This window comes from Streptomyces sp. CB02414 (assembly GCF_001905385.1).
Lineage (GTDB): Bacteria > Actinomycetota > Actinomycetes > Streptomycetales > Streptomycetaceae > Streptomyces.
Map to the genome: position 1 here is coordinate 306,083 of NZ_LIPF01000008.1, position 25,687 is coordinate 331,769.

A 25,687-nucleotide genomic window follows, 5' to 3' on the forward strand; every position below is an offset into this window, starting at 1 on the left:
CGTGACCGAACCCCGCAAACGCCTCGAACTGGAGCCCGACACGGTCGAGCGCGACCTGATCAAGCTGGTGCTGACCGTCGTCGAGCTGCTGCGCCAGCTCATGGAGCGCCAGGCGCTGCGCCGCGTCGACGAGGGTGACCTGAGCGAGGACCAGGAGGAGCGGATCGGGCTCACCCTGATGCTCCTCGACGACCGCATGACCGAGCTGCGCGACCGCTACGGACTGCGGCCCGAGGACCTGAACCTGGACCTCGGGCCGCTGGGACCGCTGCTGCCCCGGGAGTGAGCCTCCCGGGGCAGCAGCCTCGTCACACGTCGTTCACTACGCGTCGTTCACCACCTGTACCAGCGGCCCCTTCCGCCGCCGGCCGTCGTCCCGCGGGCCAGGAAACCCACCAGCCACAGGACCAGGACTGCCAAGGCAATCCACCAGAGAATCTTCACGGCGAATCCGGCGCCGAAAAGAATGATTGCGAGAAGCAGTACGAGCAGAAGCGGAACCATAATGTTGAACCTCCTGTCGTACTGGTTTCCCGGAATGCGCGGATCAGGCGCAGGCGGGGCTTACTTTCGGCACAGAATCTCGCCGTGCAGGACACTGAACCAGCCGTCCGGCCGCTTTCCCCATTCCCGCCAGGCCGCCGACACGGCGCGCAGCTCCTCCTCCGTCGCGTGGCCACCCTCAGTGGCCCGTTCCGCGTACGCCGACGCCAGGGTGCGGTCCGCCCACAGGCCGCTCCACCACTCCCGCTCCTCGGGCGTGCTGAAGGTCCAGGTGGCGGAGGTCGCCGTGATGTCCGTGAACCCCGCTTCCAGCGCCCAGGCCTTCAGCCGCCGTCCGGCGTCCGGCTCGCCGCCGTTGGCGCGGGCCACCCGCTCGTACAGGGCCAGCCAGTCGTCCATGCCCCGGGAGGCGGGGTACCAGGTCATGGCGCCGTAGTCCGAGTCGCGGACGGCGACGATTCCGCCCGGCCGCGCCACCCTGCGCATCTCCCGCAGGGCCTGCACCGGGTCGCCCACGTGCTGGAGCACCTGATGGGCGTGGACCACGCAAAACGTGTCGTCCGGGTAGTCCAGCGCGTGCACGTCCGCGACCGCGAAGTCGGTGTTGGCCAGGCCGCGTCCGTCAGCCGTGGCCCGGGCCCGCTCCACGATCTCCGGAGCCCGGTCCACGCCGGTGACGTGTCCGTCCGGGACCAGCTCCGCCAGGTCCGCGGTGATGGTGCCCGGCCCGCAGCCGATGTCCAGGACGCGCATGTGGGGCTTGAGGGAACCGAGCAGGTACGCGGCGGAGTTGGCGGCGGTGCGCCAGGTGTGCGAGCGGAGCACGGACTCGTGGTGTCCGTGCGTGTATACGGCGGTCTCCTGCGGCTTCGGCATGACGGCCCCTCTTCCGGCTCTCCCGACAGTGGGCTCACCGTACGCCCACCGGCCACATCCTGAGACCTCGATATCATCATGCGGACTGACGGTGCATCAGGTGAAGTCGGGCAGCAGCCCGTCACCGGGCAGCGGGCGGTACACCGTGAGTGCCTCGGGCAGCTTCTCCAGCGTCAGGTCGCCCTCCGTCTCCGTGAGTTCACCGTCGTACGCCATCAGCGTGCCGGGCGCGACACCGGACAGCCGCAGCCGGTGCACCTGCACCGCCGCGTGGGCGGGGGAGCGGGTCAGCGGACCCGCGAGCGCCGCGGACAGCAGCCGCAGGGCGGGCCGGCGGCCACCGTGCACCACCCGCACGTCCAGCTGCCCGTCCGCCAGGTCGAGGCGGCGGCCGGAGGCGAGGCCCCTGCGGTGGTACGTGCCGTTGCCCGCGAACAGCATCCACAGCGGACGCCGGCGTCCCCGCACCTCCGCCTCCAGCGGGTGCCGGTCGGCGCGCAGCACCCGTACCGCCGCCAGCACCCCCGCGGGCCAGCCGCCGATCCGGGGCGACCAGCGCTCCCGTTCGTTGACCAGCTCGGGGTACACACCCAGGCTGAAGGTGTTGAGGAAGATCCCGCGCTGCCCGCCGGAGGCGAACCGGCCCACGTCCACCCGCACGCCCTCACCGCGCTCCAGCGCCCGGCACAGATCCCGGACGTCCTCCACGCCGAGGTCGTAGGCGAAGTGGTTGAGCGTGCCGCCAGGCAGCACGGCCAGCGGCAGCCCGTGGCGCAGGGCGATCCCGGCGGCGGCGTTCACGGTGCCGTCGCCGCCGCACACGCCGAGCACCCGGGCGTGACCCGCGGCCCGCTCCAGCTCCGACCGGATGTCCTTGGGGTCGCACTCCACCACCTCGGCGTCGGGCAGCGCGTCGCACAGCGCCCGCACCCGGTCCGAGGTGCCCGAGCCGACGTTGGCCACCATGACCAGGCCCTCGCCCTTGGGCAGCGCCGGCACGTCGGCGCGCGGCCGGGCCGGCGGGGTGTGCTGGGCACGCGTCGGCACCATGCCCCGTACGGCGAACGCGGCCCCCGCCCCGAGCGCCGCACCCGCCAGCACGTCGCTCGGGAAGTGGACGCCGGTGTAGACACGGGAGAGGGCGACCGCGGCGGCCACCGGAGCCACCGCCGCACCCCACGCCGGGGACTCCAGGGCGACGCCGGTCGCGAACGCGGCGGCCGAGGCGGCGTGCCCCGACGGGAAGGACGTGGTGATCGGCTGCCGCTTCAGCTGCCGCACCAGCGGCACCGGGTCGAGGACCGGCCGGGAGCGGCGCACCGACCGCTTGCCGAGCGTGTTGATGGTCAGCGAGGCCAGGCCCAGCGAGGCCAGTCCCCGGGCGGCGGCGCGACGCGCCCTCGGAGTGCGGGACGCGGCCAGCGCGGCGGCCGCCCCGAACCACAGCACGCCGTGGTTGGCGCTGCGGCTCAGCCGGGGCAGCAGAGGGTCGGCGCCGGGCCAGGTACGGGCGGCGACGGCCTCGAACACCCGCTGGTCCAGTCGCAGGAAGCCGTTGCGGACCGGATGCGGGCCGGGCGTCGGGGCGGTGAGGTCTACGTCGGGGCTCATGCCCACCGCATACCCTGCCGACGGCGTTTCCTGCGGCCGGCGTGGCCCGTGTCACGGCACCGGGAAATGCGTTTGCTCCGAGCGCGGCCGGAGCTGGAGAATCCGGTCGCATGGGACACCTCGAAGCCGCGCACCTGGAGTACTACCTCCCCGACGGGAGGGCGCTGCTCGGCGATGTCTCCTTCCGGGTGGGGGAGGGGGCGGTCGTGGCCCTCGTCGGTCCCAACGGCGCGGGCAAGACCACCCTGCTGCGCCTGCTGTCCGGGGAACTGAAACCGCACGGCGGCACCGTCACCGTCGGCGGTGGCCTCGGGGTGATGCGGCAGTTCGTGGGCTCCGTCCGCGACGAGACGACCGTGCGCGACCTCCTCGTCTCCGTGGCCCCGCCCCGCATCCGCGAGGCCGCCCGTGCCGTCGACGCCGCCGAGCACGCGATCATGACCGTCGACGACGAGGCCGCCCAGATGCGCTACGCCCAGGCGCTCGCCGACTGGGCCGAGGCGCAGGGCTACGAGGCCGAGACGCTGTGGGACATCTGCACCACGGCCGCGCTCGGGGTGCCGTACGAGAAGGCCCAGTGGCGGCAGGTGAGCACCCTGTCCGGCGGTGAGCAGAAACGCCTCGTCCTGGAGGCGCTGCTGCGCGGCAACGACGAGGTGCTGCTGCTCGACGAGCCGGACAACTACCTCGACGTACCCGGCAAGCGCTGGCTGGAGGAGCGGCTGAGGGAGACCCGCAAGACGGTGCTCTTCGTCTCCCACGACCGGGAACTCCTCGCCCGTTCCGCCCAGAAGATCGTCTCCGTCGAGCCCGGTCCCGCGGGCGCCGACGCCTGGGTGCACGGCGGCGGCTTCGCCACCTTCCACGAGGCCAGGCGCGAGCGCTTCGCCCGCTTCGAGGAACTGCGCCGCCGCTGGGACGAGAAGCACACGCAGCTGAAGAAGCTCGTCCTGACCCTGCGTCAGGCGGCCGCGGTCAGCCACGAGATGGCCTCCCGCTACGCCGCCGCCCAGACCCGGCTGCGCAAGTTCGAGGAGGCCGGGCCGCCGCCCGAGCCGCCGCGCGAGCAGGACATCCGGATGCGGCTGAAGGGCGGCCGCACGGGCGTCCGCGCCGTCACCTGCGAGCAGCTGGAACTGACGGGCCTGATGAAACCCTTCGACCTGGAGGTCTTCTACGGCGAACGGGTCGCCGTCCTCGGTTCCAACGGCTCGGGCAAGTCGCACTTCCTGCGGCTGCTGGCCGGCGACGACGTGGCCCACACCGGGCAGTGGAAGCTCGGCGCGCGCGTGGTGCCCGGACACTTCGCGCAGACCCACGCCCACCCGGAGCTGCTGGGCCGCAGCCTCCTGGACATCCTGTGGACCGAACACGCCCAGGACCGGGGCGCCGCCATGTCCAGGCTGCGCCGCTACGAACTGACCCAGCAGGCCGAGCAGACCTTCGACCGCCTCTCCGGCGGCCAGCAGGCCCGCTTCCAGATCCTCCTGCTGGAACTCCAGGGTGTCACGGCCCTGCTGCTCGACGAGCCGACCGACAACCTCGACCTGGAGTCGGCCGAAGCCCTCCAGGAAGGCCTGGAGGGCTTCGAGGGCACCGTCCTCGCGGTCACCCACGACCGCTGGTTCGCCCGCTCCTTCGACCGGTACCTCGTCTTCGGCAGTGACGGACGCGTACGCGAGACGCCGGAGCCGGTCTGGGACGAACGACGGGTGGAGCGGGCCCGCTGACGCCCACGCGAGGGCCGGGGGCAGGGCCGGGAGCCGCGGCATCTGGAGCTGGAGGCCGAAACTCCGGGGCTCCGGAGCCCCGGAAGCCGGCACCCGGGAGCCCCAGCCCTGGAGCTGGAGGCTGGGTGCCAGGGGGCTCGAGCCGGAGGCCGAAGCCCCGGAGCCGGAGGCCGGAGGCCGGGGGGAGCCGAGAGCTGGGGCTCTGGAGCCGGGGGCTGGAGCCCTGAGCGCGGGGGCCTGGGCCGGAGGCCGGTGTCCGGGAGTCGAGAGCCGGGGGCTGGAGCCGGGGGCTGGAGCCCTGAGCGCGGGGGCCTGGGCCGGAGGGCGGGGGTTGGTGTCCGGGAGTCGAGAGCCGGGGGCTGGAGCTGAGGGCTGGAGCCCCGAGCCCTTACCCCCGAGCCCCGAGCCCCGTGCCCTGAGCCCCGAGCCCCGTGCCCCGAGCCCGGGGACCTGGGCCGGAGGCCGGAGGTCGGTGTCCCGGAGCCGGGAGCCGGGAGCCCGGAGCTGAGGGGCCGGAGGCTGGTGGCTGGTGGCCGGGAGGCGGAGCCCGGGAGTCGGTGCCCGGGTGCCGGAAGGCCGGGGTCACTTCCAGCGCAGCAGGGCCCCCAGGCCACCCACCGGTGCGTCCTCGGACGCCTTGGACGGCAGCGCCGGCGTCACCGAGATCGCCGGGGCGCCGGTCATCACCGCCGAGCGCAGCAGCGCGTCGTCCGCGCGGGCCGACCACGAGTTCTGCTCACCGAGCGTCTTCAGCTCGGTGCGGCGCATCGCCAGCTGGTCGGCGTCCTCACCGATCCACACCTCGCGGTGGGTGTCGGGGGCGTCCGGGATGACCAGCAGCTCGTCGATGCGGTGCTCCCGCGCCGCCTCGACCAGCGCGGGCACGCCCTCCGCCGCGCCGGCCCGGCCCTCGCCGTCCGGTGTGCGGGCGGCCAGGAAGCGGCCCAGGTCGTCCCGCGCCCGCGAACGCACGTGATCGTCGCGCAGCCGCTCCACCTCGTCGTCCAGCAGCCTGCTGCCGGCACCGCGCGAGGCCTCCGCGATCCGCTCCTGCAGCCGCTTCGGCAGCCGCTCGTGCACGGACCGCCGCTCCCGGTCGTCGCCCACCAGGATCAGCAGGTCCGCGCCCGTCTCCTCCTGGCACACGGCGAGCGCGTCCGCGATCTCCGCCGCGTTGTGCTCCCAGGTGTTCTCCACCCGCAGCTGGAAGTGCCGCTCCGACCAGTCGACGCTGCTCGTGCGGTGCACCGGCCACTGCCGGCCGGTCACGCCGCCCGCGTCCGAACTCCCCAGCGCGCTGCGCAGCTCGAAGTCGGCACCCTTGCGGTCGATGTACGCCACCACGCACACCGGGTCCTCGCCGGCCAGGTCCAGCAGCGGCGTCACGTGCGGCAACGGCGCCCAGTCGGCCGTGGTCCCGCCGTACGGGGGACGGGCCAGCTGCGGGTCGAGGACCACCTGGCCGGCGCAGGCGAACAGGGCCCGCCCGTGCGGGTCGGTGGCGTGGCGCAGTCCCTCCACCGCCTCCCGCACGGCCCGGCAGGTCGCGTCGTCCGCGCCCTGCTCCGCCAGCTCCCGGGCCACCGCGGCGGCCGTCAGCTCACGCTCGTGGGGGGTGTCCTCCGTGTGCCGGGACAGGTCCACGTACACGGAGGCCCAGGGTCCCTGATGTTCGTAGAGGGGGTGCAGAAACGCGAGATCCATGGTGGCTCCCTCCCGGGTGCCGCTCGGGGGTGGTAGTGCTGCGGGGCGGGTACCCGGCCCGCATGAACGAACACGACACACGGGACGACACCATGACCGGAGTGGACCCGGGTCGCCTGGACGACCAGCAGCTCATGAAGGAGCTGGAGACCATCCACCGCACGCGCCACGACACCCTCCTCTACGGGTCGAACGACGCGCTGCGGGCCCACAACGAGCGCATGGCGCAGCTGGAGGGCGAGTGGCTGCGCCGCAACCCGCGCCGCCCGGTGGCCGCGGGCCGCACCCGCGAGGGGGCCCGGGAGCGGGGCTGCGGGGAGTCGGCGGCGCCCGGCGGCTGAGCCGGAGGACGGAACCGGCCCGCGCGGAGCCGGGCGCACACCGGAGCCCGGCCTCCGACGCCGATGGCGGCGGCGTCGGAGGCCGGGCTCCGGTGCGACGGCGTGACGCCGGGTCCGCTCAGCCGCCCGCCTTGGCGAACTCGGCGAGGTAGGTCTCGCAGAACGCCTTGAGATCGTCCGGCTTGCGGCTGGTGACCAGCACGTTGTTCCCGTGGTCGCAGACCTTCACCTGTTCGTCCACCCAGGTGGCGCCCGCGTTGCGAAGATCGGTCCGCAGACTGGGCCACGAGGTCACGACCCGGCCGCGTACGACGTCGGCCTCGACGAGGGTCCACGGGGCGTGGCAGATGGCGGCCACCGGACGCCCCTGCTCGAAGAAGTCCCTGACGAACGCCACGGCCTTCTCGTCTGTCCGCAGGAAGTCCGGGTTGGCCACCCCGCCGGGCAGCACCAGCCCGCCGAACGAGTCGGCCGACGTGTCGCCCACCACCTCGTCCACCGGGAACGTGTCCGCCTTGTCGAGGTGGTCGAAGCCCTGGACCTCACCGGACTGCGTGGAGACCAGCACGGGTTCGTGACCCGCGTCCTTTGCGGCCTGCCACGGCTCGGTCAGTTCGACCTGCTCCACGCCTTCGGGCGCGGTCAGAAATGCGATGCGCATGTGGTTTCCGAGTCCTTTCCCGGCGCGCCGGCCTTTGGTCGCCGTCCGGCGCGCGTGTGTCATTGGGTCGGCGGGGGCCGCTCCGGCCCGGATGGGCCGTCCGGTTCCGCGCGGCTGATGTCGGCGAGCGCCGAGGCCGGGTCGTGGGCCTCGGCCAGGTCGCCGAGGCTCACCACCCCCACCGGCAGCCCGTCCTCCACGACCGGCAGCCGGCGCACGGCGTGCTCGCGCATCAGCGCGACCGCGTCGGCCACCGGGTCGTCGGGAGACACCAGCAACGGGGCGTCGGTACAGACCGCCCGGACGCCCACCGCCATCGGGTCGAGGCCCTCGGCCACCACCCGCACCGTGATGTCACGGTCGGTGACCAGGCCCACGACGTCCTGCCCGTCCGCCACCACCACGTCACCGATGTTCTGCGTGCGCATGAGCAGCGCCGCCTCGACGACGGAGGAGTCCGGGCGGACGGCGGCCACACCCGGGGTCATGACCTCCCTCACGTACTCGGCCACGGAGGCCACCCTTCCCGGCGGCTACGCGCCCTGCGTACCGGCGGGTCCGGGCCCGCCGCTCTCGGTCAGGGCCACCGCCAGCTCCTGGACGTTGTCGTAGCGCGCCTTGTGCGGCAGTCGTTCCAGTCCCTCGACGAGGGCGTCCGGTGCGTTGCCGCGGCGCAGCGCCCGGGTCAGTTCCCGCGGGCCGGCGGGGAAGGTGCCGCGGGTCAGGTTCCGGGCCAGTTCGAGCCGGAGAGCCTCCAGGTAGGTGGGACCGCGGCCCGGAGTCACCGGCCCGTACATGACGTCGGGGTCGTCCTCCGCGGCCGGCTCCGGGTCGTGCCACTCCTCGGTCCGGGTCGGGTGCCCGGACCGGAGCAGACCCTGCAGTTCGTGCTTCATCTCGTCGTCGCGGTGGACGCTCATCCGGTCACTGCCTCGCTGCATGTCTCCCTCCAGGTCCTTCAGGGGTGCCGACCGCGTACCCGGACACCGGAGGCCGACACGGATTCATCCGGACGGGTCCACTCCGATTCCCGCGGACACGGTGCGTGCGGCACCGTGCACGGCGGGTTTGCCCGGCCGGGACGGGGAACCCGGCCCGCGCCACCACCCCCCACGCCCACCCTTCATCGGGAAGGACGGATCATGGCGGTGCTGCTCGCTGTGTGCATCCCGGTCCTCATGCTCGGCGTGGTGCTGGCCATGGGCCGCTACGAGGAACTGGTGCTGCCGGGCACCGCGCCACCGTCCGACGACGCCGAAACGGCCGCCCGGACCGACGGCCGGACAGATCAGTAATCGAGAAGCGCCGCCCGCCGCGTGCCGTCTAGCGTGTTCCTGCCGACCCGCCGACGGATGGAGACACGATGAGCAGCGCCAAGAGGACGGACCCGAGAGCGGCCGCCCCGCACCCGGCCGACGGTCACGACATGATCCGTGTGCACGGCGCCCGCGAGAACAACCTCAGGGACGTCAGCATCGAGATCCCCAAGCGCCGGCTGACCGTCTTCACCGGTGTCTCCGGGTCGGGCAAGAGCTCCTTGGTCTTCAACACCATCGCCGCCGAGTCGCAACGGCTGATCAACGAGACCTACAGCGCCTTCGTCCAGGGCTTCATGCCGACCCTGGCCCGCCCCGAGGTCGACGTCCTCGACGGCCTGACCACCGCGATCATCGTGGACCAGCAGCGGATGGGCGCCGACCCCCGCTCCACCGTCGGCACCGCCACCGACGCCAACGCGATGCTGCGCATCCTCTTCAGCCGGCTCGGCGACCCGCACATCGGCCCGCCCAGCGCGTACTCCTTCAACACCGCCTCCGTCCGCGCCAGCGGCGCGATCACCGTCGAGCGCGGAAACAAGAAGGCCGTGAAGGCGACGTTCGAGCGCACCGGCGGCATGTGCACCAACTGCGAGGGCCGGGGCAAGGTCTCCGACATCGACCTCTCCCAGCTCTACGACGACTCCAAGTCGCTCGCCGAGGGCGCCTTCACCATCCCCGGCTGGAAGTCGGACAGCCAGTGGACCGTGCAGGTCTACGCCCAGTCCGGCTTCGTCGACCCGGACAAGCCGATCCGCGAGTACACCGACAAGGAGCTGCGCGACTTCCTCTACGGCGAGCCGGTCAAGGTCAAGGTCAACGGCGTCAACCTCACCTACGAAGGACTGATCCCGAAGATCCAGAAGTCGTTCCTGTCCAAGGACAAGGAGGCGATGCAGCCGCACATCCGGGCGTTCGTGGAGCGCGCCGTCACCTTCACCACCTGCCCCGAGTGCGAGGGCACCCGGCTCAGCGAGGGCGCGCGGTCGTCGCGGATCGGAAAGGTCAGCATCGCCGACGCCTGCGCGATGGAGATCCGCGACCTCGCCGATTGGGTCCGCACCCTCGACGAGCCCTCGGTGGCGCCGCTGCTCACCGCCCTGCGGGACACCCTCGACTCCTTCGTGGAGATCGGCCTCGGCTACCTCTCGCTGGACCGTCCGGCGGGCACGCTGTCCGGCGGCGAGGCACAGCGCGTGAAGATGATCCGCCACCTCGGCTCCTCGCTCACCGACACGACGTACGTCTTCGACGAGCCCACCATCGGCCTGCACCCGCACGACATCCAGCGGATGAACGACCTGCTGCTGCGCCTGCGGGACAAGGGCAACACCGTGCTCGTCGTCGAGCACAAGCCGGAGGCGATCGCCATCGCCGACCACATCGTCGACCTCGGCCCCGGCGCCGGCACGGCGGGCGGCACCGTCTGCTTCGAGGGCACCGTCGAGGACCTGCGGTCGGCCGGCACCGTCACCGGCCGCCACCTCGACGACCGGGCCTCGCTCAAGGAGACGGTGCGCGAGCCCACCGGCGCGCTGGAGATCCGCGGCGCGAACACCCACAACCTCCAGGACGTCGACGTCGACATCCCGCTCGGCGTGCTCTGCGTGGTCACCGGCGTGGCGGGCTCCGGCAAGAGCTCGCTGATCCACGGCTCGGTACCCGCCGGCGCGGACGTCGTCGCCGTCGACCAGAGCCCCATCAAGGGCTCCCGGCGCAGCAACCCGGCGACCTACACCGGCCTGCTCGACCCGATCCGCAAGGCCTTCGCCAAGGCCAACGGCGTCAAGCCCGCCCTGTTCAGCGCCAACTCCGAGGGCGCCTGCCCCACCTGCAACGGCGCCGGCGTCATCTACACCGACCTGGCGATGATGGCCGGCGTCGCCAGCCCCTGCGAGGACTGCGAGGGCAAGCGGTTCCAGCCCTCGGTGCTGGAGTACCGGTTCGGCGGCCGGGACATCAGCGAGGTGCTCGCGATGTCGGTGGCCCAGGCCGAGGAGTTCTTCGGCGCCGGTGAGGCGCGTACGCCCGCCGCGCACAAGATCCTCCAGCGGCTCACCGATGTCGGACTCGGGTACCTCACCCTCGGCCAGCCGCTCACCACCCTCTCCGGCGGCGAGCGGCAGCGGCTGAAGCTGGCCACGCACATGGGCGAGAAGGGCGGCGTGTACGTCCTCGACGAGCCCACCACCGGCCTGCACCTCGCCGACGTCGAGCAGCTGCTCGGCCTGCTGGACCGCCTGGTCGACGCCGGCAAGTCGGTCATCGTCATCGAGCACCACCAGGCCGTCATGGCGCACGCCGACTGGATCATCGACCTCGGCCCCGGCGCCGGCCACGACGGCGGCCGGATCGTCTTCGAGGGCACCCCCGCCGATCTCGTCGCCGACCGTTCCACCCTCACCGGCGAGCACCTGGCGGCCTACGTCGGCGCCTGACCCGGGACGGATCCCACAGCGCCGGTACCGGTGGTGTCCGGCGCTGTGGGATCGTGGGCGGCGTGACGACGTTGGAGGACCTGGCCCGGCTGCGGCGCGCCCGCGACCTGATGGACCGCGAGTACGACAAGCCGCTCGACGTCCCGGCGCTGGCCCGGGTCGCGCTCATGTCGGCGGGCCACTTCTCCCGCAGCTTCCGCGCCGCCTACGGCGAGACCCCGTACAGCTACCTGATGACGCGCCGCATCGAGCGGGCCAAGGCCCTGCTGCGGCGGGGCGACATGTCGGTCACCGAGGTCTGCTTCGCCGTCGGCTGTACCTCGCTGGGCTCGTTCAGCTCCCGCTTCACCGAACTGGTCGGCGAGAGCCCGAGCGCCTACCGGGCCCGCGACCACTCGGACGGCGCCGCCATCCCGGCCTGCGTCGCCAAGGTCTACACCCGACCGGTCAGGAACGGAGAAGCCAGGCCCGCACCCGGGCCCCTAGCGTGAGGCACATGGACATCAACCTCTCGCAGTGCTTCATCGCCGTCGACGACCACGACAAGGCGCTCGCCTTCTACCGGGACGTGCTCGGCATGGAGGTCCGCAACGACGTCGGCTTCGAAGGGATGCGCTGGGTGACCGTCGGTTCCCCGGCCCAGCCCGACGTGGACATCGTCCTCGAACCCCCGCTCGCCGACCCCAACGCCTCGGCCACCGACAAGGAGGCCATGGACCGGCTGCTCGCCAAGGGCCTCCTGCGCGGCGTCATCTTCACCACCGACGACGTGGACGCCACCTTCGAGCGCGTCCAGGCCGCGGGCGCCGAGGTCCTCCAGGAGCCGGTCGACCAGCCCTACGGAGTCCGCGACTGCGCCTTCCGCGACCCGGCCGGCAACATGCTCCGCTTCAACCAGCCGCGCAAGCGGTAGCCGGAAGCCGGGAAGTCGGGTGTTTGCCGTGGGGCGAAGGGGGCAGGCGCAAGGTCAGTGCTTCGGACAGGAGGCACGTCCGTGGGAGCGGCGGGACGCCGCCACGGACGCGTCCGTCCGGTGGCCGGACGCCCTCCCACGGTGACCGCCCGACCCAAGGGCCGTGTCGTCGCACCGGTGACGCGGGGGTTCGACGAACTCCGTGTGCCGTCCGCGTTCGGCGGTGCCGACCGGGCCGCCGCCCGGCGCGACGACAGGACCCCGCGCTCCGAGGGAGTTGCGACGCACCATGCCGATCCACGCCAGCGTGAAGCACCCGCACGACGACGCCCCCGACACCGCCGACGCCTTCCGCCGGCTCACCAGCCTTCCCGACGGTCCGGAACGCGACGCGGTCCGCGACCGGATCGTCGAGGCCTGGCTCCCCATGGCCGAACGGCTCGCCGGACGCTTCCGCAGCCGCGGCGAGAGCTACGAGGACCTGCGCCAGGTCGCCGCCCTCGGCCTGGTCAAGGCCGTCGACCGGTACGACCCCGAGCGCGGCAACGCCTTCGAGAGCTACGCCGTGCCGACGATCACCGGCGAGATCAAGCGGCACTTCCGCGACCACATGTGGACCCTGCACGTGCCGCGCCGGGTACAGGACCTGCGCAACCGGGTCCGCCACGCCGGGCAGGACCTGTCCCAGACCATCTCGGGCCGCAGGCCCACCGTCGCCGAGATCGCCGAACACGCCGACATGAGCGAGGAGGACGCGCGGGTCGGCCTGGAGGCCCTGGAGAGCTTCACGGCCCTGTCCCTGGACGCCGAACTTCCCGGCAGCGAGGACGGCTACTCACTCGGCGACGCCCTCGGCGCCTCCGACCCGGCCCTGGAGACCGTCGTCGACCGCGAGGCAGTGAAGGACCGTCTCGCCGCCCTGCCCGAGCGTGAACGGGCCATCCTCTACATGCGCTTCTTCGACGACATGACGCAGAGCCGCATCGCCGAACAGCTCGGCATCTCCCAGATGCACGTCTCCCGCCTGATCAGCCGCTGCTGCGACCGGGTGAGGGAGCAGGTGTTGCGCGACCCGGCGGCCTGAGCCAGGCGCCGGCCGTGCTCAGGGCCGACGAGGTGGCGGGGCGTGCGGTGCGGCTGGCCTTGCCGTGCCGTGGGCGACGGCACCGGCGAGGGCGGGTGCCAAACCTGAGCCTCACCCGCTCGGGCGCTCCGTTCCCGCGAACGGCGCACGGCGGCGCGCGGGCCCGTGCCGGGAGGGCTGTGATGGCCGAGGGGGCGCGAGTGCCGTGCCCCCGCAGCCGTCGCTCGAAGGAGCCCGACCCATGCGCCGCACCGCCCGCGCCCTGTCCACCACCGTCCTGGCCGGTGCCGCCCTCGGAGTCTTCGCGGCCCCCGCCCCGGCCGACCCCGGCGTCCCCCCGCCCCCCATCGGCGTCGGTGAACCCGTCGCCGAGGTCAGCCCGGCCGACGTGGCCCCCGGCGACACCGTCACCGTCTCCGTGACCTGTGCCCCGACCGGCGGCTCCGCGCCCGCGACCCTCGCCGCCACCTCACCGGCCTTCGAGTCGGGCACGGTGGAGCTGCGCAAAGTGGGCGGCGAGAACGAGGCGACGGCCGGGGCCGCCTACCGGGGCACCGCCCGCATAGCCGCGGCCGAGGACGTCACGAGCGCCCCGGACGCGGCGGGTTCCGAGGACGCGTGGACGGTCGACGGCGCCTGCCCCGAGGCGTCCGGCGAGGAGGGCGCCCCCTGGAGCGCGACGATGACCGCGCCCGAGGCGCCGATGACGGTGCCGGACGAACCGCTGCCGGTGCCGGACGAGCCGGCGGCCGTGCCGGAGGCGGGCGCCGGCGCCGTCGCACCGCCCTGCCCAGGAGCGACGGCCGGGCACGGCGGAACCTCCTCCCGGGGCACGTCCTGCGCCACCACGAAACCCGCGTGCCCCCAACCGGCTGCCCCGCACGACGGGACCTCCGCGCGGCGGAAGGAGTGCGGCGGCGCGACCGCGGAGCACGGAGTGCACGCCGGCGCGGGCGGAACGTTCACCGACTCGGTGCCCGTGCTGGCCGCCGGCGGACTCCTCATCGCGGGCGCGGGAGCCGCCGCCGCGCACCGGCTGCTGCGGTTCCGGCCGCGCGGGGACGCCGAGCACCGCTGACCCGCACCGAGTCCGGGCCGCGGTGATCCGTACGACCGGGGGCCGCGGCCATGGCCGGGCGCCCCGGTGGGTACTTGGAGCAACGACCGGACGAATCGTGCCGGCGGCGACGGGACACGGCACCACGGACTGCGCGGAGGCACGCATGCGGCGGACGGACCCCGGAGGGCACGGCCCCCACGGTCACGACCATGGCCCGGTGGGACACGGTCCCGTCCGCTACGGCCCGCACTTCCCCGACGACGGGCTGCCGGTCCTGCCCGAGCTGTCCGCCGTACTCGCCGCCGCCGCGGGCCGCGCCCAGGAGGAACCCGCCGGCGGCGCGCCCGCCCTCCTGGACGCCGCCTGCGGCTACTGGGACCGGCGCGGACTGACCACCGACCCCGGCCACGTCGCCGCCGCCCCCGGCGCGGGCGCCCTGCTGCTCGCGCTGACCGCCGCGCTCGGCGGCGACGTGCTGGTGCCCCGGCCCTGCGCCGCCTGGTGGGCGCCGTACGCGCGGCTGCTGGGCAGACCCGTCTTCCACGTGCCGACCCCGGCCGAGTCCGGCGGCGTCCCCGATCCGTACGCCCTCCTGGAGACCGTCCGCCGGGTCCGCGCCGAGGGCGGCGACCCCCGCCTGCTCGTCCTGTCGGTCGCCGACGACCCGACCGGCACCGTCGCGCCGCCCGAGCTGCTGCACGAGACCGTGGAGGCGGCCGCGGGCGAGGGACTGCACCTGGTCAGCGACGAGACCTGGCGCGACACCCTGCACGATCCCCACGCCACCGTGATCCTCAGCCCCGCCGAGATGCTGCGCGAGCGGGTCACCGTCGTCACCGGCCTGGCCGGCGCGCTGCTGCCGGCGGCCTGGCCCGCCGCCGTCGCCCGCTTCCCGGCGTCCGCCGCCGGGGACGGCCTGCACGCGCGTGTCCTCGACGTGCTCACCGCGCTCGGCGCCCGTGTCGCCGCGCCCGTCGCCGCCGCGGCCGGGTACGCGCTCGGCGAACCCGAACCGGTCACCGAACGCCGGACGGCCGCCGTACGCCTGCACGCGCGACTGGCCGCCGCCGCGCACGCGGCCGTCGTCGCCGCGGGCGCCACCGCCCGGCCCCCGCAGGCCGGCCGCCACCTTTACGCCGACCTCGGCCCGTTGCGCGACGCGCTCGCCGCCGAGGGCGTCGGCGACGCCCAGGAACTGGAGGACTTCCTCACCGCCCGGCTCGGCATGCCCGCCCCCGGCGGCCACCGCTTCGGCGACGACCTGCCGGCCCTGCGCGTACGGCTCGCCACCGGCCCCCTGCTCGGCAGCGGCACCGGCGAGCGGCGCGCGGAATGCCTCACGTCCCCCGACCCGTTGGAACTGCCACAGGTGCAACGCGCGTTGGTCCGTCTGGAGTCGGTCTTCGGCGACCTGCGCGACGCTCAGCGATGGGAGCCTCCTCGATGACGCAGCAGCCCCGGTCGACCGCGAGCACCCCCACTCCCGCCGTGGACGCGGACGCGCCGCCGGCCGAACCCTCCCCGGCCCCCTCGCCCTCCCCGCCGCTCGCCGATCCCCGGCCGCCGGCCGAGCACCGGGTCTGGCCGCGCACCTTCCACGACCGGCTGACCGCACCGCTGCCCGGACTGAAGGCCATCGCGAGATTCGCCCGCGAGGGGGCGGTCAGACCCGGCCCCGAAGGCCTCGCCGACATCCCCCGGCTGCCGTACGAGCCCGGCCCGCTGCCCCGAGTGGATGCCCGCACCGTCGCCGTCACCTGGGCGGGACACGCCAGCTGGGTGGTGCGGATCGGCGGGCTCACCGTGCTGACCGACCCGGTCTGGTCCCGCCGCATCCTCGGTACCCCGGCCCGCGTCACGCCCGTCGGCGTTCCCTGGAGCGCCCTGCCGCGCATCGACGCGGTCGTCATCAGCCACAACCACTACGACCACCTGGACGCCCCGACCCTGCGCAGGCTCCCGCGCGACACCCCCGTCCTCGCGCCGGCCGGGCTCGGCCGCTGGTTCCACCGCCGCCGCTTCACCCGCGTCACCGAGCTGGACTGGTGGGAGGCGACGGAGCTGGGCGGCGTCCGCTTCGACTTCGTACCGGCCCACCACTGGTCCAAGCGCACCCTCACCGACACCTGCCGCACCCTGTGGGGCGGCTGGGTCCTCACCGCGCCCGACGGCCGGCGCGTCTACTTCGCCGGCGACACCGGGTACGGCCACTGGTTCGCCCGCATCGGCCGCCGCTACCCCGGGATCGACCTCGCCCTGCTCCCCATCGGCGCCTACGATCCCCGCTGGTGGCTCCGGGACGTCCACTGCGACCCGGAGGAGGCGGTGCGGGCCGCCCAGGACGTCGGTGCCCGCCGGATGGCGCCGATGCACTGGGGCACGTTCGTCCTGTCCGCGGAACCGGTCCTGGAACCCCTCACCCGCGTACGCACCGCCTGGCAACGCGCCGGCCTGCCCCGCGAGCACCTGTGGGACCTCCCGGTCGGCGGCTCCCGCGTACTGGGATGACATCGCGCGGGGAGCCGCAGCCCCTGCCCGGACGGACTGCCCAGACCCGGGATCCGGACGCGACACACGGACGCGACGCTCGGATGTGATGCCTGGACATGAGGCCGGGACGCGATGCCTGGACGCGAGACGCGAGACGCGAGGCGCGGACACGAGACTCGGGTACGACGCCCGGACGCGGGGCCCGGACGCAGCGACCGGCCCCCGCGTCCCCGGCACGCCCCCGCACTCGCAGGGTGACCGCCTGCCGACGTCCATCCCCAGCCCCGCTCCCCGTCCCACCGCCGGAGACCTACGCCTTGGCGGGCCCCCGAAACCGCCGCCACACGCTCGGCGCGCCACTGACCAGCACCGTCAGGGCGATCGCCGCTGCCACGCCCTCCCACGGCTTGCTGAACAGGGCGCCGCTCAGGATGCCGATCAGCTGGTACGTCACCGCCCAGGCCAGGCAGGCCGGGAGGTTGCCCCGGGCGAAGCGGCGCAACGGCCACTCGGCCAGCAGGCAGGCCAGCATCACGGGTATGCGGCCCGCCGGCACCAGCCGCGACAGCACCAGCACCGCGACGTCGTGCTCGGCGAGCTTCTCCTGCGCCTGCTCCAGCCGGTCCTCGGGCGCCCGGGACCGGATCGCCTCCAGCCAGCGCGAGCCGTTCTTCGAACCGACCCCGCGCCGCCCCAGCCAGTACAGCGCCATGTCCCCGCAGAACGCGGCCAGCGACGCGGTGGCGAACACCATCAGCATCGAGAACGGCAGCGTCTGGTGCATCGCCACCACGGCCGCCGAACTGACCAGCGCCCCCGTCGGCACCACCGGTACCAGCGCCCCGATCAGCACCAGCAGGAACAGCGAGGGATAACCGAACGCCTGCTGGGCCGGCTCGGTCGTAATGCTCGTCACGGCGGTGCCCAGCGTGCTCACCGCGCGACCTCCACGCGCACACTCTCACCGTGCCCCAGCCGGTGCACCGCCACGCCCGGCGCACGCAGCGCCGCCAGGCGCACGAACTCGTCACCCGGCGTGTGGAACTCGTGCGGGCGCACCGCGTCCATCCCGATCGGCCAGTACGTGCCGTAGTGCACCGGCACCGCCGTGCGCGGCGCCAGCCGGGCCAGCGCCTCGGCCGCCCGCCCCGCGTCCAGGTGCTCGGAGCCCAGGTACGGCCCCCAGCCGCCCACCGGCAGCAGCGCCGCGTCGACCGGCCCGACCTCCTTCTCCATGCCGTCGAACAGGCCGGTGTCCCCGGCGAAGTACGTCCGGGCCTCGCCCTCGACGACGTAGCCGAGGGCGGGGGAGCGGTGCGGGCCGAGTGGCAGCCGGCGCCCGTCGTGCCGGGCCGGCACCGCCCGTACCCGCAGGTCACCGACGGTCGTCTCGTCGCCGGGCGCCACCTCGGTCAGCTTCAGGTGCCCGAGCCTGCGCATCCCCGGCACCGCACGCGGCGCGCCCCGGGGCACGAGCAGGCGCGTGCCCGGCGCGAGCCGCGCGAGCGACGGCACGTGCAGGTGGTCGGCGTGCAGGTGCGACACCAGCGCCAGGTCCGCGCGCCAGGCGTCCGGCGGCGGCACCGCGCCCCGTCTGCGGCGCAGGTGGGCGAGCCGGCGGACGAACAGCGGATCGGTGAGCACGCGTATGTCCGAGTCCTCGACCGTGCAGGTGGCGTGACCCCACCACGTGAGCTCCACCGGCACCTCTTTGCCTCCTTCGCGCGACTCCCCGAAGCCTACGTCCAGGAGTAGGGTCGGCGGCGAAACGGGAGGTGAGGGGGACACCATGGGGCTGGTGAGGGTGACGGCGATCGCGAGTCTGACGCCGCTGGAGCAGCTGGACGACGACCCCTTCCTGGTCGACTCCCGCAGCCAGCACGCGATGTGCGCCCGCTGGGCCGCGGAACAGGGCTACGTCGTCGCGCGAGAACTGCTGGTGCGCGGACTGCGGCCCGACCACGACGCCCTGTGGGACGGGGTGCGCCCCGGGCACGACCTGTTCGTCGCGCCCAGCCGCCGGGTGCTGGAGAGCGCGCTGTCGTCCGTGGAGGCGTTCGCCGCCGAGTGCGCGCGGCGCGGCGTCCGCGTGGAGACCGTCGGCCGTGCCGAACCGGCGTACGACGCCCGGATGAAGGCGTGCGTGCACCGGCGCCTGTCCATGCCGACGGCCGGGTACGACGGCCGCTGACACCTCGCTGCGGGGGGTGAACCGGACCCGGGGGGACAAACGGGCGCTCCGGAGCGTTGTGGCAGGGTGGGGAAGGCCCGTGCCGACCACGGGCCGGGACGTGAGGTGTGCGGAGCGTGGGTGGAGGGCGTTGGCGCCGGGTCGCCAGTCAGATCGGCCGGAGTGTCGCGGTGTGGGCCGTGTCCACCCTCACCATGCTCGCGCTCGCCGGCATCCTGCCGGACTTCCGGCTCCAGTCGCCGGACGGGGACAGCGCCACCGACATCGCCGTGACCGCCGCCGTCGGAGCCGGCGCCTTCGGTCTGCTGTCCGCCCTGGTGTGGCCGCTGATGGTCCGGCTGCTGCTCCTGGTACCGACGCTCGTCCTCGGGCTGCTGGTCTTCTTCCTCAACGGCGGGCTGCTGCTCCTCGCCATCGACATCAACCCGGCCGGGCGCGGCGGCGTCGCCCCCGAGACGGCGGTCGTGGTGGCCGCCGTCATGTCCGCCGTCGCCTCCGCCACCGGCGGTGCGCTGGCCGTGCGCGACGACGACGCCTACCGGCGCCGGCTCTACCGCCTCGCCGACCGCCGCCGCAGATCCGGCCCGCCCTGCCCGGCCGGCCCCGGCACCGTCTTCCTGCAACTGGACGGCGTCGGCCACGACGTCCTGCTGGACGCCGTCGACGCCGGGCACATGCCGACCGTCGCCCGCTGGCTCGGCCGCGACGGTGACTCCGCCACCCACCGCCTCGCCCCGTGGCGCACCGACTGGTCCAGCCAGACCGGCGCCAGCCAGCTCGGCATCCTGCACGGCTCCAACCACGACGTCCCCGCCTTCCGCTGGTTCGAGAAGGACACCGGCGAGGTCGTGGTCTGCAACCGCCCCACCAGCGCCGCCGAACTCCAGCGCCGCGCCATCGAGCACACCGGCGACGGGGGGCTGCTGACCTTCGACGGCGCCAGCCGCGGCAACCTCTTCAGCGGCGGCGCCGACGAACAGGCCCTCGTCCTGTCCATCGCGACCCGCCGCCGCAGCAAGGAGAACCGCTCCCGGTCGGGCTACTTCGCCTACTTCTCCGACCCGGCCAACGCGGTGCGCACCGCGATGTCCTTCGTCGCCGAGGTGTGCCGGGAGATCGGCCAGTCCACCCGCGCCCGCGTCCACAAGGTCCGCCCCCGCGTCTCCCGCGGCGGCCTCTACCCCTTCGTCCGCGCCTTCGCCACCGTCGTCGAACGGGACGTCGTCGTCGCCGCGGTGATGGGCGACATGCTCGCCGGCCGCACCGCCGTCTACGCCGACCTGGTCGCCTACGACGAGGTCGCGCACCACTCCGGACCGCGCGGCCGGGACGCCGCGAAGGTCCTCCAGCGGCTCGACCGGTCCCTCGCACTGATCGAGAAGGTCGCCGAGCACGCCCCCCGCAAGTACCGGATCGTCGTCCTGTCCGACCACGGCCAGAGCCCCGGCGAGACCTTCCGCGCCCGCTACGGCCTCACCCTCGGCGACCTGGTCCGGGCCGGCTGCGGGCTGCCCGTGCCCCGCCGCGCCCAGCGCACCCGCAGCGGCGCCGAGGCCCGCAACACCGTACGGGCCGCCCTGCACCGGCCCGTCGAGGAGGGCGCCGAGCAGCAGCGCCCCGCCGACCGTCCCGGCGGCCGCCGCTCCGACCCGATCGTGCTGGCCTCCGGCAACCTGGGCCTGGTCTCCTTCCCGGACGTCCACCACCGGATGACCCGGGAGGAGATCGACGCCCGCTACCCGGCCCTGCTGCCGACCCTCGCCAACCACCCCGGCATCGGCTTCCTGCTCGTCGACAGCGAGGAACACGACGGTGTGGTGCTCGGCGCGCGCGGCGCGGAGATCCCGCTGGACCGGCTCGACGAGGACCCCGGCCCGCTCGCGCCCTTCGGCCCCGGCGCCGCCGACGCCGTCCGGCGCACCCACTCCTTCCCGCACACCGCCGACATCATGGTCAACTCCTTCCACGACCCGGCCGACGGCGAGGTGCTCGCCTTCGAGGAGCAGATCGGCTCCCACGGCGGACTCGGCGGCGCCCAGTCCCGGGCCTTCCTGCTCTCCCCGGTCGTCCTGTCCGCGCCGGCCGACGACGGCACGGAGATCTCCGGCGCCGAGGCCGTCCACCGGGTGCTGCGCCGCTGGCTGCGCGAGTCCAACGGACCCCAGGTGCCCGTGGAGGATCCCCGGCCCAGGGCCGTCGGCGGCGGACCTTTTCCGGTCCCGGACGGGGTCGTGCAGGACAAAAGTGCCTGATTTGGAGCCGTGCCCGGCCGTGCCGGACCATGGGCGCCGTCCCGGCGATCCCGGGCACCAGTTCCAAGGAAGGCGCACCACCCCATGCACGACACCGGGACCGTCCCCCCACCGGCTCCGGCCCCGCAGGAGACCCCCGCGGCCCCCGGTTCCACCCCCGCCCCCGAGGGCACCAGGCACGCCCGCCGCTTCGGGCTCCCCGTCGCCACCGCCCTGGTCATGGGCAACATCATCGGCGGCGGCATCTTCCTGCTCCCGGCCTCCGTCGCCCCCTTCGGCACCATCAGCCTGCTCGCCTTCGGCGTCCTCACCGTCGGCGCCATCGCGCTCGCCCTGGTCTTCGGCCGCCTCGCCCAGCGCGACCCGCGCACCGGCGGCCCCTACGTCTACGCCCGCGAGGCCTTCGGCGACTTCGCCGGCTTCCTCGCCGCCTGGACGTACTGGATCACCACCTGGGTGTCCAACGCGGCCCTCGCCGTCGCCGCCGTCGGCTACCTCGACGTCCTGATCCCGGTGGGCGACCATCGCTGGACCGCCTGCCTGGCCGCCCTCGTCATCCAGTGGCTGCCCGCGCTCGCCAACTTCGCCGGCACCCGCTACGTCGGTGCCGTCCAGCTCGTCGCCACCGTCCTGAAGTTCGCGCCGCTCCTGCTCGTCGCCGTCGGCGGCCTGTTCTTCTTCGACGCCGACAACCTGGGCCCGTTCAACGCCACCGGCGGCAGCGGTATCGGCGCGGTCTCGGCCGCCGCCGCGATCCTGCTCTTCTCCTACCTCGGCGTGGAGTCCGCCGCCGTCAGCGCCGGCGAGGTCAAGGACCCCCGCCGCACGGTCGGCCGCGCCACCGTCATCGGCACCGCGGGCGCCGCCCTCGTCTACCTGCTGGGCACCCTCTCGGTCTTCGGCACGGTCGCCCACGACCGCCTGGTCGACTCCACCGCCCCCTTCTCGGACGCCGTCGACGCCATGTTCGGCGGTGCCTGGGGCGGCTGGGCCGTCGCGCTGGCCGCCCTGGTCTCCATGACCGGCTGCCTCAACGGCTGGACCCTGCTCAGCGCCCAGACCCCGTATGCGGCGGCCAAGGACGGCCTCTTCCCGGCCGCGTTCGCGCGCAAGCGGCGCGGGGTCCCCACCGTCGGCGTCGGCGTCACCGTCGTCCTCGCCTCCCTGCTCACCGTCTACAACTACACGGCCGGCTCGGCGAAGGTCTTCGAGATCCTGGTCCTCGTCACCACCTTCACCGCGACCGTGCCGTACCTGCTGGCCACCGCCGCCCAGCTCTTCCACCTGCTCTCCGGCCAGGGCGAGAAGGTCGACCGGACCCGGCTGGTCCGGGACGGCGTGATCGCGGCGGTCGCGGCGGCCTTCTCCCTGTGGCTCGTCGCGGGCGCCGGTTACGCGGCGGTCTACCAGGGCGTGCTGTTCCTCTTCGCGGGCGTGCTCGTGTACGCGGTGATGGCAGCCCGCAGGCGGCGCGCGGAGGGTCCCGCCGCACCGTAATTCGGCTGCGCGGGACCGGCGGGGGACCCACACTGGTGCGGTCCCCTTCCGACACCCCTCTCGAGGAGCCCCTGCGTGCAGGCAGCCGTCACCGTCACTCCCGCCCGACTCCCGGAACTGCTGCTCGGCCTCGCCACCGTGCGGCCGGTCTTCCTGTGGGGCGCACCCGGCATCGGCAAGTCCTCCCTGGTGAGGAACTTCGCCGACTCGCTGGGCCTGGAGTGCGTGAGCCTGCTCGGCACCCAGCTCGCGCCCGAGGACCTGATCGGCGTACCGCAGATCCGGGACGGCCGGTCGGTGTTCTGCCCGCCGGAGTCCATCGCCCGCGACGAGCCGTACTGCCTCTTCCTGGACGAGCTGAACGCGGCCACCCCCGACGTGCAGAAGGCGTTCTACTCCCTCATCCTCGACCGCCGCGTCGGCACCTACGAGCTGCCCAAGGGCTCCATCGTCATCGGCGCCGGCAACCGCGCCACCGACAACGCCCTGGCCCGCCCCATCGCCTCCGCGCTGGTCAACCGCCTCACCCACGTCCACCTGGACGCCTCCGCCGAGGACTGGCTCACCTGGGCCGGCGAGAACGGCATCCACCCCTGGATCACGGACCACCTCACCGACCGCCCCGACCACCTGTGGTCCAAGCCGCCCAAGACCGAGGAGCCGTTCTCCACCCCGCGCTCCTGGCACATGCTCTCCGACGCCCTGCACTCCTTCGGACGCGACCTCGACGAGGGCACCCTGAAGGTCCTCGCCCACGGCACGCTCACCCCCGCCCACGCCACCGCCTTCTGCGGCTACGTCAAGATCGTGCGCAGCCGGTTCGGCATCGAGGCGATCCTCAAGGGCGAGGCCCGCTGGCCCAGCCGCCTCCAGGACCGCGACCTGCTCTACTACCTCGCCGAGTCGTTCCGCGGCCGGCTGGTCAAGGAACTGCCCGCGAGCAAGGAGCACATGTCGGCGAACGGCCGCCAGACCGCCTACCGCGCCAAGTCGCTGCTGGTGCAGCTCGCCGAGATCTCCGTCGAGGTCGCCCAGAGCGTCATCGCCTCCGACGCCGACGGCAACCCGGTGCTGCCCGCCTGGTTCCTCGTCGAGGCCGCCCGCGACATGCCCCGGCTGGTGGAGGCCCGCCGATGAGCCGCACCCGCAGACAGAAGCAGCAGCGGAAGAAGAAGGACCCGGCCGCCGAGGACTGCGCCAAGGGTGTGCAGCTGGTGTGGGCCAACCCGGCGCTGGCGGCGATGGAGGTCAAGCTGTGCCGCGAGGAGGAGTGCCAGGTCGCGCCCCGGCAGGGACTCGTCCGCGTCAGCTCCAACGGCCGGGTCCACCTGAGCCACACCCGCCACGCCGAGCCCGTCGAGTGGGCGTGGGCCGTCGCCCACGCGCTGATCCACCTCGGCTTCGGCCACGTCCCCGCCGCGACCGGTGAGCGCGACCAGCCCGACCGCTACGACCTCGCCGCCCGCTGCGTCGTCGTCAACCGCTTCCTTCAGACCTTCCCGGTCGGCCGCACCCCGGACGACCTGCCGCCGACGTACCCCGACGGCGACGAGGAGCGCATCGCCGCCGCCTGGCGCCGCGAGGGCGGCATCCCGGCCGTCTACGAGCGCTGCGGCACCGCGGGCGCCGAACCCGACCAACTCCTCGTGCCCTGGGACGAGTACAACGGCCAGGCTCCCGACTGGCAGCTGGCCTTCGCCCACGCGCTGACCCGCACCATGTCCACCGCCCTCGACCTCGCGGGCGGCCGGCGCGACGACATGCTCGGCGGCCCCACCCGCCTGCACCCCTGGCAGCAGGCCCTGAGCTGGTTCGTCTCCTCGTACCCGCTCCTCGGCGGCATCGCCGCCGGCATCACCCTCGTCGCCGACGCCGAACTGGCCCGCGCCCACGGCATCTCCGTCGCCGCCGTCAACGCCGAGGCCGGCGAGATCTACGTCAACCCCCTGCGCCGGTACGACGACGAGGAATGGCGCTTCGTCCTGGCCCACGAGATGCTCCACGCCGCCCTGCGCCACGGCGACCGCTGCGGCACCCGCGATCCCTACCTCTTCAACGTCGCCTGCGACTACGTCATCAACGGCTGGCTCGTCGAGATGCAGGTCGGCACCATGCCCGAGGGCCTGCTGCACGACCCGGCCCTCGCCGGCCTTTCCGCCGAGGAGGTCTACGACCGCATCGCCGGCGACCTGCGCCGCATGCGCCGCCTGTCCACGCTGCGCGGCAAGGGCGCCGGCGACATCCTCGGCGGCCCGCTCGGCTCACCCCGCGACTACGTCGACCTCGACGGCTTCTACCGGCGCGGCCTCGCTCAGGGCCTCGACCTGCACCAGCAGCAGGAGCGCGGCTTCCTGCCCGGCGGCCTGGTCCAGGAGATCCGCGCCCTGAGCCACCCGCCGCTGCCCTGGGACGCGCGGCTCGCCCGCTGGTTCGACGAGTTCGTGCCCCGCCCCGAGCCCGTGCGCTCCTACGCCCGCCCCTCCCGGCGCCAGGCCGCCACCCCGGACATCCCGCGCGCCGGACGGTACTTCCCGCCCGAGGAGATCGCCCGCTGCACCTTCGGCGTCGTCCTGGACACCTCCGGCTCCATGGACCGCACCCTGCTCGGCAAGGCGCTCGGCGCCATCGCCTCCTACGCCGAGGCCCGCGACGTGCCCGCCGCCCGCGTCGTGTTCTGCGACGCGGCACCGCACGACGCCGGATACGTGCCGGTGACGAACATCGCGGGCCGGGTGCGGGTGCACGGGCGCGGCGGCACCGTCCTCCAGCCCGGCATCGACCTGCTGCTGCGCGCCGACGACTTCCCGCCCACCGCGCCGGTCCTCGTCATCACCGACGGCTGGTGCGACGTGCTGCGGGTCAGGCGCGAGCACGCCTATCTGATCCCGAAGGGCGCACGGCTGCCGTTCGCCGCCAGGGGGCCGGTCTTCCGGGTGAGCTGAGCCGGAGTGTGATCGGATGGGGGTGGGGACCCGGCCGCCGGGCTCCCACCGCCCAACCACAGCAAGAGAATTCGAGA

25 protein-coding genes are annotated in these 25,687 nt (G+C 73.9%); 16 read left to right on the forward strand and 9 right to left on the reverse strand.

Annotation, left to right across the window (positions count from 1 at the left end; all coding sequences use genetic code 11):
• Position 1: 1 nt before the first annotated feature.
• Positions 2 to 286, forward strand: a complete 285-nt coding sequence (locus tag AMK11_RS26605; protein WP_241847091.1) for a gas vesicle protein K — start codon at positions 2 to 4, stop codon at positions 284 to 286.
• Between the two features lie 47 nt (positions 287 to 333).
• On the opposite strand, the gene AMK11_RS26610 is transcribed toward AMK11_RS26605, so the two are convergent.
• From AMK11_RS26610 to AMK11_RS26620, 3 genes are all read right to left on the reverse strand, one after another.
• Positions 334 to 504, reverse strand: a complete 171-nt coding sequence (locus tag AMK11_RS26610) for a hydrophobic protein (protein WP_073730593.1) — start codon at positions 502 to 504, stop codon at positions 334 to 336.
• Positions 505 to 564: 60 nt separating this feature from the next.
• Positions 565 to 1,380, reverse strand: coding sequence for a class I SAM-dependent methyltransferase (locus tag AMK11_RS26615; protein WP_073730594.1), 816 nt, complete (start codon positions 1,378 to 1,380; stop codon positions 565 to 567).
• 96 nt (positions 1,381 to 1,476) lie between these two features.
• On the reverse strand, positions 1,477 to 2,991 hold the full coding sequence (locus AMK11_RS26620) for a bifunctional phosphatase PAP2/diacylglycerol kinase family protein (protein WP_073730595.1): 1,515 nt from the start codon (positions 2,989 to 2,991) through the stop codon (positions 1,477 to 1,479).
• A 110-nt stretch (positions 2,992 to 3,101) separates the two neighbouring features.
• Between AMK11_RS26620 and AMK11_RS26625 the strand changes: the two genes are divergently transcribed.
• A complete protein-coding gene (locus AMK11_RS26625; protein ID WP_073730596.1) occupies positions 3,102 to 4,721 on the forward strand; it encodes an ATP-binding cassette domain-containing protein in 1,620 nt (539 codons plus the stop codon).
• 582 nt (positions 4,722 to 5,303) lie between these two features.
• Here AMK11_RS26625 and AMK11_RS26630 read toward each other — a convergent pair.
• A complete protein-coding gene (locus AMK11_RS26630) occupies positions 5,304 to 6,425 on the reverse strand; it encodes a baeRF2 domain-containing protein (protein WP_073730597.1) in 1,122 nt (373 codons plus the stop codon).
• A gap of 62 nt (positions 6,426 to 6,487) precedes the next feature.
• Here AMK11_RS26630 and AMK11_RS26635 point away from each other — a divergent pair, with 62 nt between their 5' ends.
• Complete coding sequence (locus AMK11_RS26635; RefSeq protein ID WP_073730706.1) at positions 6,488 to 6,766, forward strand: DUF6158 family protein; 279 nt, start codon at positions 6,488 to 6,490, stop codon at positions 6,764 to 6,766.
• A 118-nt stretch (positions 6,767 to 6,884) separates the two neighbouring features.
• On the opposite strand, the gene AMK11_RS26640 is transcribed toward AMK11_RS26635, so the two are convergent.
• The 3 genes from AMK11_RS26640 to AMK11_RS26650 are packed head-to-tail and all read right to left on the reverse strand — an operon-like array spanning position 6,885 to position 8,368.
• A complete protein-coding gene (locus tag AMK11_RS26640) occupies positions 6,885 to 7,427 on the reverse strand; it encodes a type 1 glutamine amidotransferase domain-containing protein (RefSeq protein ID WP_073730598.1) in 543 nt (180 codons plus the stop codon).
• Positions 7,428 to 7,486: 59 nt separating this feature from the next.
• Positions 7,487 to 7,939 (reverse strand): CBS domain-containing protein, encoded by a 453-nt coding sequence (locus AMK11_RS26645; protein ID WP_073730707.1) that lies wholly within the window; start codon positions 7,937 to 7,939, stop codon positions 7,487 to 7,489.
• 21 nt (positions 7,940 to 7,960) lie between these two features.
• Positions 7,961 to 8,368, reverse strand: a complete 408-nt coding sequence (locus AMK11_RS26650; RefSeq protein ID WP_073730599.1) for a DUF2795 domain-containing protein — start codon at positions 8,366 to 8,368, stop codon at positions 7,961 to 7,963.
• A gap of 201 nt (positions 8,369 to 8,569) precedes the next feature.
• Between AMK11_RS26650 and AMK11_RS38235 the strand changes: the two genes are divergently transcribed.
• From AMK11_RS38235 to AMK11_RS26685, 8 genes are all read left to right on the forward strand, one after another.
• Positions 8,570 to 8,722 carry a hypothetical protein gene (locus AMK11_RS38235; RefSeq protein ID WP_198941467.1) on the forward strand — a complete coding sequence of 51 codons (153 nt, stop codon included), beginning with the start codon at positions 8,570 to 8,572 and terminating at the stop codon, positions 8,720 to 8,722.
• A 68-nt stretch (positions 8,723 to 8,790) separates the two neighbouring features.
• Complete coding sequence (locus AMK11_RS26655) at positions 8,791 to 11,181, forward strand: ATP-binding cassette domain-containing protein (RefSeq protein ID WP_073730600.1); 2,391 nt, start codon at positions 8,791 to 8,793, stop codon at positions 11,179 to 11,181.
• Between the two features lie 62 nt (positions 11,182 to 11,243).
• Positions 11,244 to 11,672, forward strand: a complete 429-nt coding sequence (locus AMK11_RS26660; protein ID WP_073730601.1) for a helix-turn-helix transcriptional regulator — start codon at positions 11,244 to 11,246, stop codon at positions 11,670 to 11,672.
• Between the two features lie 5 nt (positions 11,673 to 11,677).
• The gene (locus tag AMK11_RS26665) at positions 11,678 to 12,094 is read left to right on the forward strand and encodes a VOC family protein (RefSeq protein ID WP_073730708.1); all 417 of its coding nucleotides are present in this window, start codon (positions 11,678 to 11,680) and stop codon (positions 12,092 to 12,094) included.
• A 289-nt stretch (positions 12,095 to 12,383) separates the two neighbouring features.
• Positions 12,384 to 13,178, forward strand: coding sequence for an RNA polymerase sigma factor SigF (locus tag AMK11_RS26670; RefSeq protein WP_073730602.1), 795 nt, complete (start codon positions 12,384 to 12,386; stop codon positions 13,176 to 13,178).
• Positions 13,179 to 13,419: 241 nt separating this feature from the next.
• Positions 13,420 to 14,256 carry a hypothetical protein gene (locus AMK11_RS26675; RefSeq protein ID WP_073730603.1) on the forward strand — a complete coding sequence of 279 codons (837 nt, stop codon included), beginning with the start codon at positions 13,420 to 13,422 and terminating at the stop codon, positions 14,254 to 14,256.
• Between the two features lie 145 nt (positions 14,257 to 14,401).
• The gene (locus tag AMK11_RS26680; protein ID WP_073730604.1) at positions 14,402 to 15,685 is read left to right on the forward strand and encodes an aminotransferase class I/II-fold pyridoxal phosphate-dependent enzyme; all 1,284 of its coding nucleotides are present in this window, start codon (positions 14,402 to 14,404) and stop codon (positions 15,683 to 15,685) included.
• Positions 15,682 to 16,746 (forward strand): MBL fold metallo-hydrolase, encoded by a 1,065-nt coding sequence (locus tag AMK11_RS26685; protein WP_073730709.1) that lies wholly within the window; start codon positions 15,682 to 15,684, stop codon positions 16,744 to 16,746. Before AMK11_RS26680 ends, AMK11_RS26685 begins: the two co-directional genes overlap by 4 nt.
• Positions 16,747 to 17,038: 292 nt before the next feature.
• On the opposite strand, the gene AMK11_RS26690 is transcribed toward AMK11_RS26685, so the two are convergent.
• Both AMK11_RS26690 and AMK11_RS26695 read right to left on the reverse strand, forming a co-directional pair.
• Complete coding sequence (locus tag AMK11_RS26690) at positions 17,039 to 17,665, reverse strand: DedA family protein (RefSeq protein WP_073730605.1); 627 nt, start codon at positions 17,663 to 17,665, stop codon at positions 17,039 to 17,041.
• Positions 17,662 to 18,435, reverse strand: a complete 774-nt coding sequence (locus AMK11_RS26695) for an MBL fold metallo-hydrolase (protein ID WP_073730606.1) — start codon at positions 18,433 to 18,435, stop codon at positions 17,662 to 17,664. Before AMK11_RS26695 ends, AMK11_RS26690 begins: the two co-directional genes overlap by 4 nt.
• 82 nt (positions 18,436 to 18,517) lie before the next feature.
• On the opposite strand from AMK11_RS26695, the gene AMK11_RS26700 reads away from it, so the two are divergent.
• From AMK11_RS26700 to AMK11_RS26720, 5 genes are all read left to right on the forward strand, one after another.
• Entirely contained in the window at positions 18,518 to 18,919 is a 402-nt protein-coding gene (locus AMK11_RS26700) for a hypothetical protein (protein ID WP_073730607.1), read from the forward strand.
• A 107-nt stretch (positions 18,920 to 19,026) separates the two neighbouring features.
• Positions 19,027 to 21,171: a phage holin family protein gene (locus AMK11_RS26705; protein WP_073730608.1), complete on the forward strand. Its 2,145-nt coding sequence runs from the start codon at positions 19,027 to 19,029 to the stop codon at positions 21,169 to 21,171.
• Positions 21,172 to 21,255: 84 nt separating this feature from the next.
• Positions 21,256 to 22,668 (forward strand): amino acid permease, encoded by a 1,413-nt coding sequence (locus tag AMK11_RS26710; protein ID WP_073730609.1) that lies wholly within the window; start codon positions 21,256 to 21,258, stop codon positions 22,666 to 22,668.
• Between the two features lie 75 nt (positions 22,669 to 22,743).
• The gene (locus tag AMK11_RS26715) at positions 22,744 to 23,805 is read left to right on the forward strand and encodes an ATP-binding protein (RefSeq protein WP_073730610.1); all 1,062 of its coding nucleotides are present in this window, start codon (positions 22,744 to 22,746) and stop codon (positions 23,803 to 23,805) included.
• Positions 23,802 to 25,610 (forward strand): vWA domain-containing protein, encoded by a 1,809-nt coding sequence (locus AMK11_RS26720; RefSeq protein ID WP_073730611.1) that lies wholly within the window; start codon positions 23,802 to 23,804, stop codon positions 25,608 to 25,610. The genes AMK11_RS26715 and AMK11_RS26720 overlap by 4 nt, the downstream gene beginning before the upstream one ends.
• Positions 25,611 to 25,687: the final 77 nt, after the last annotated feature.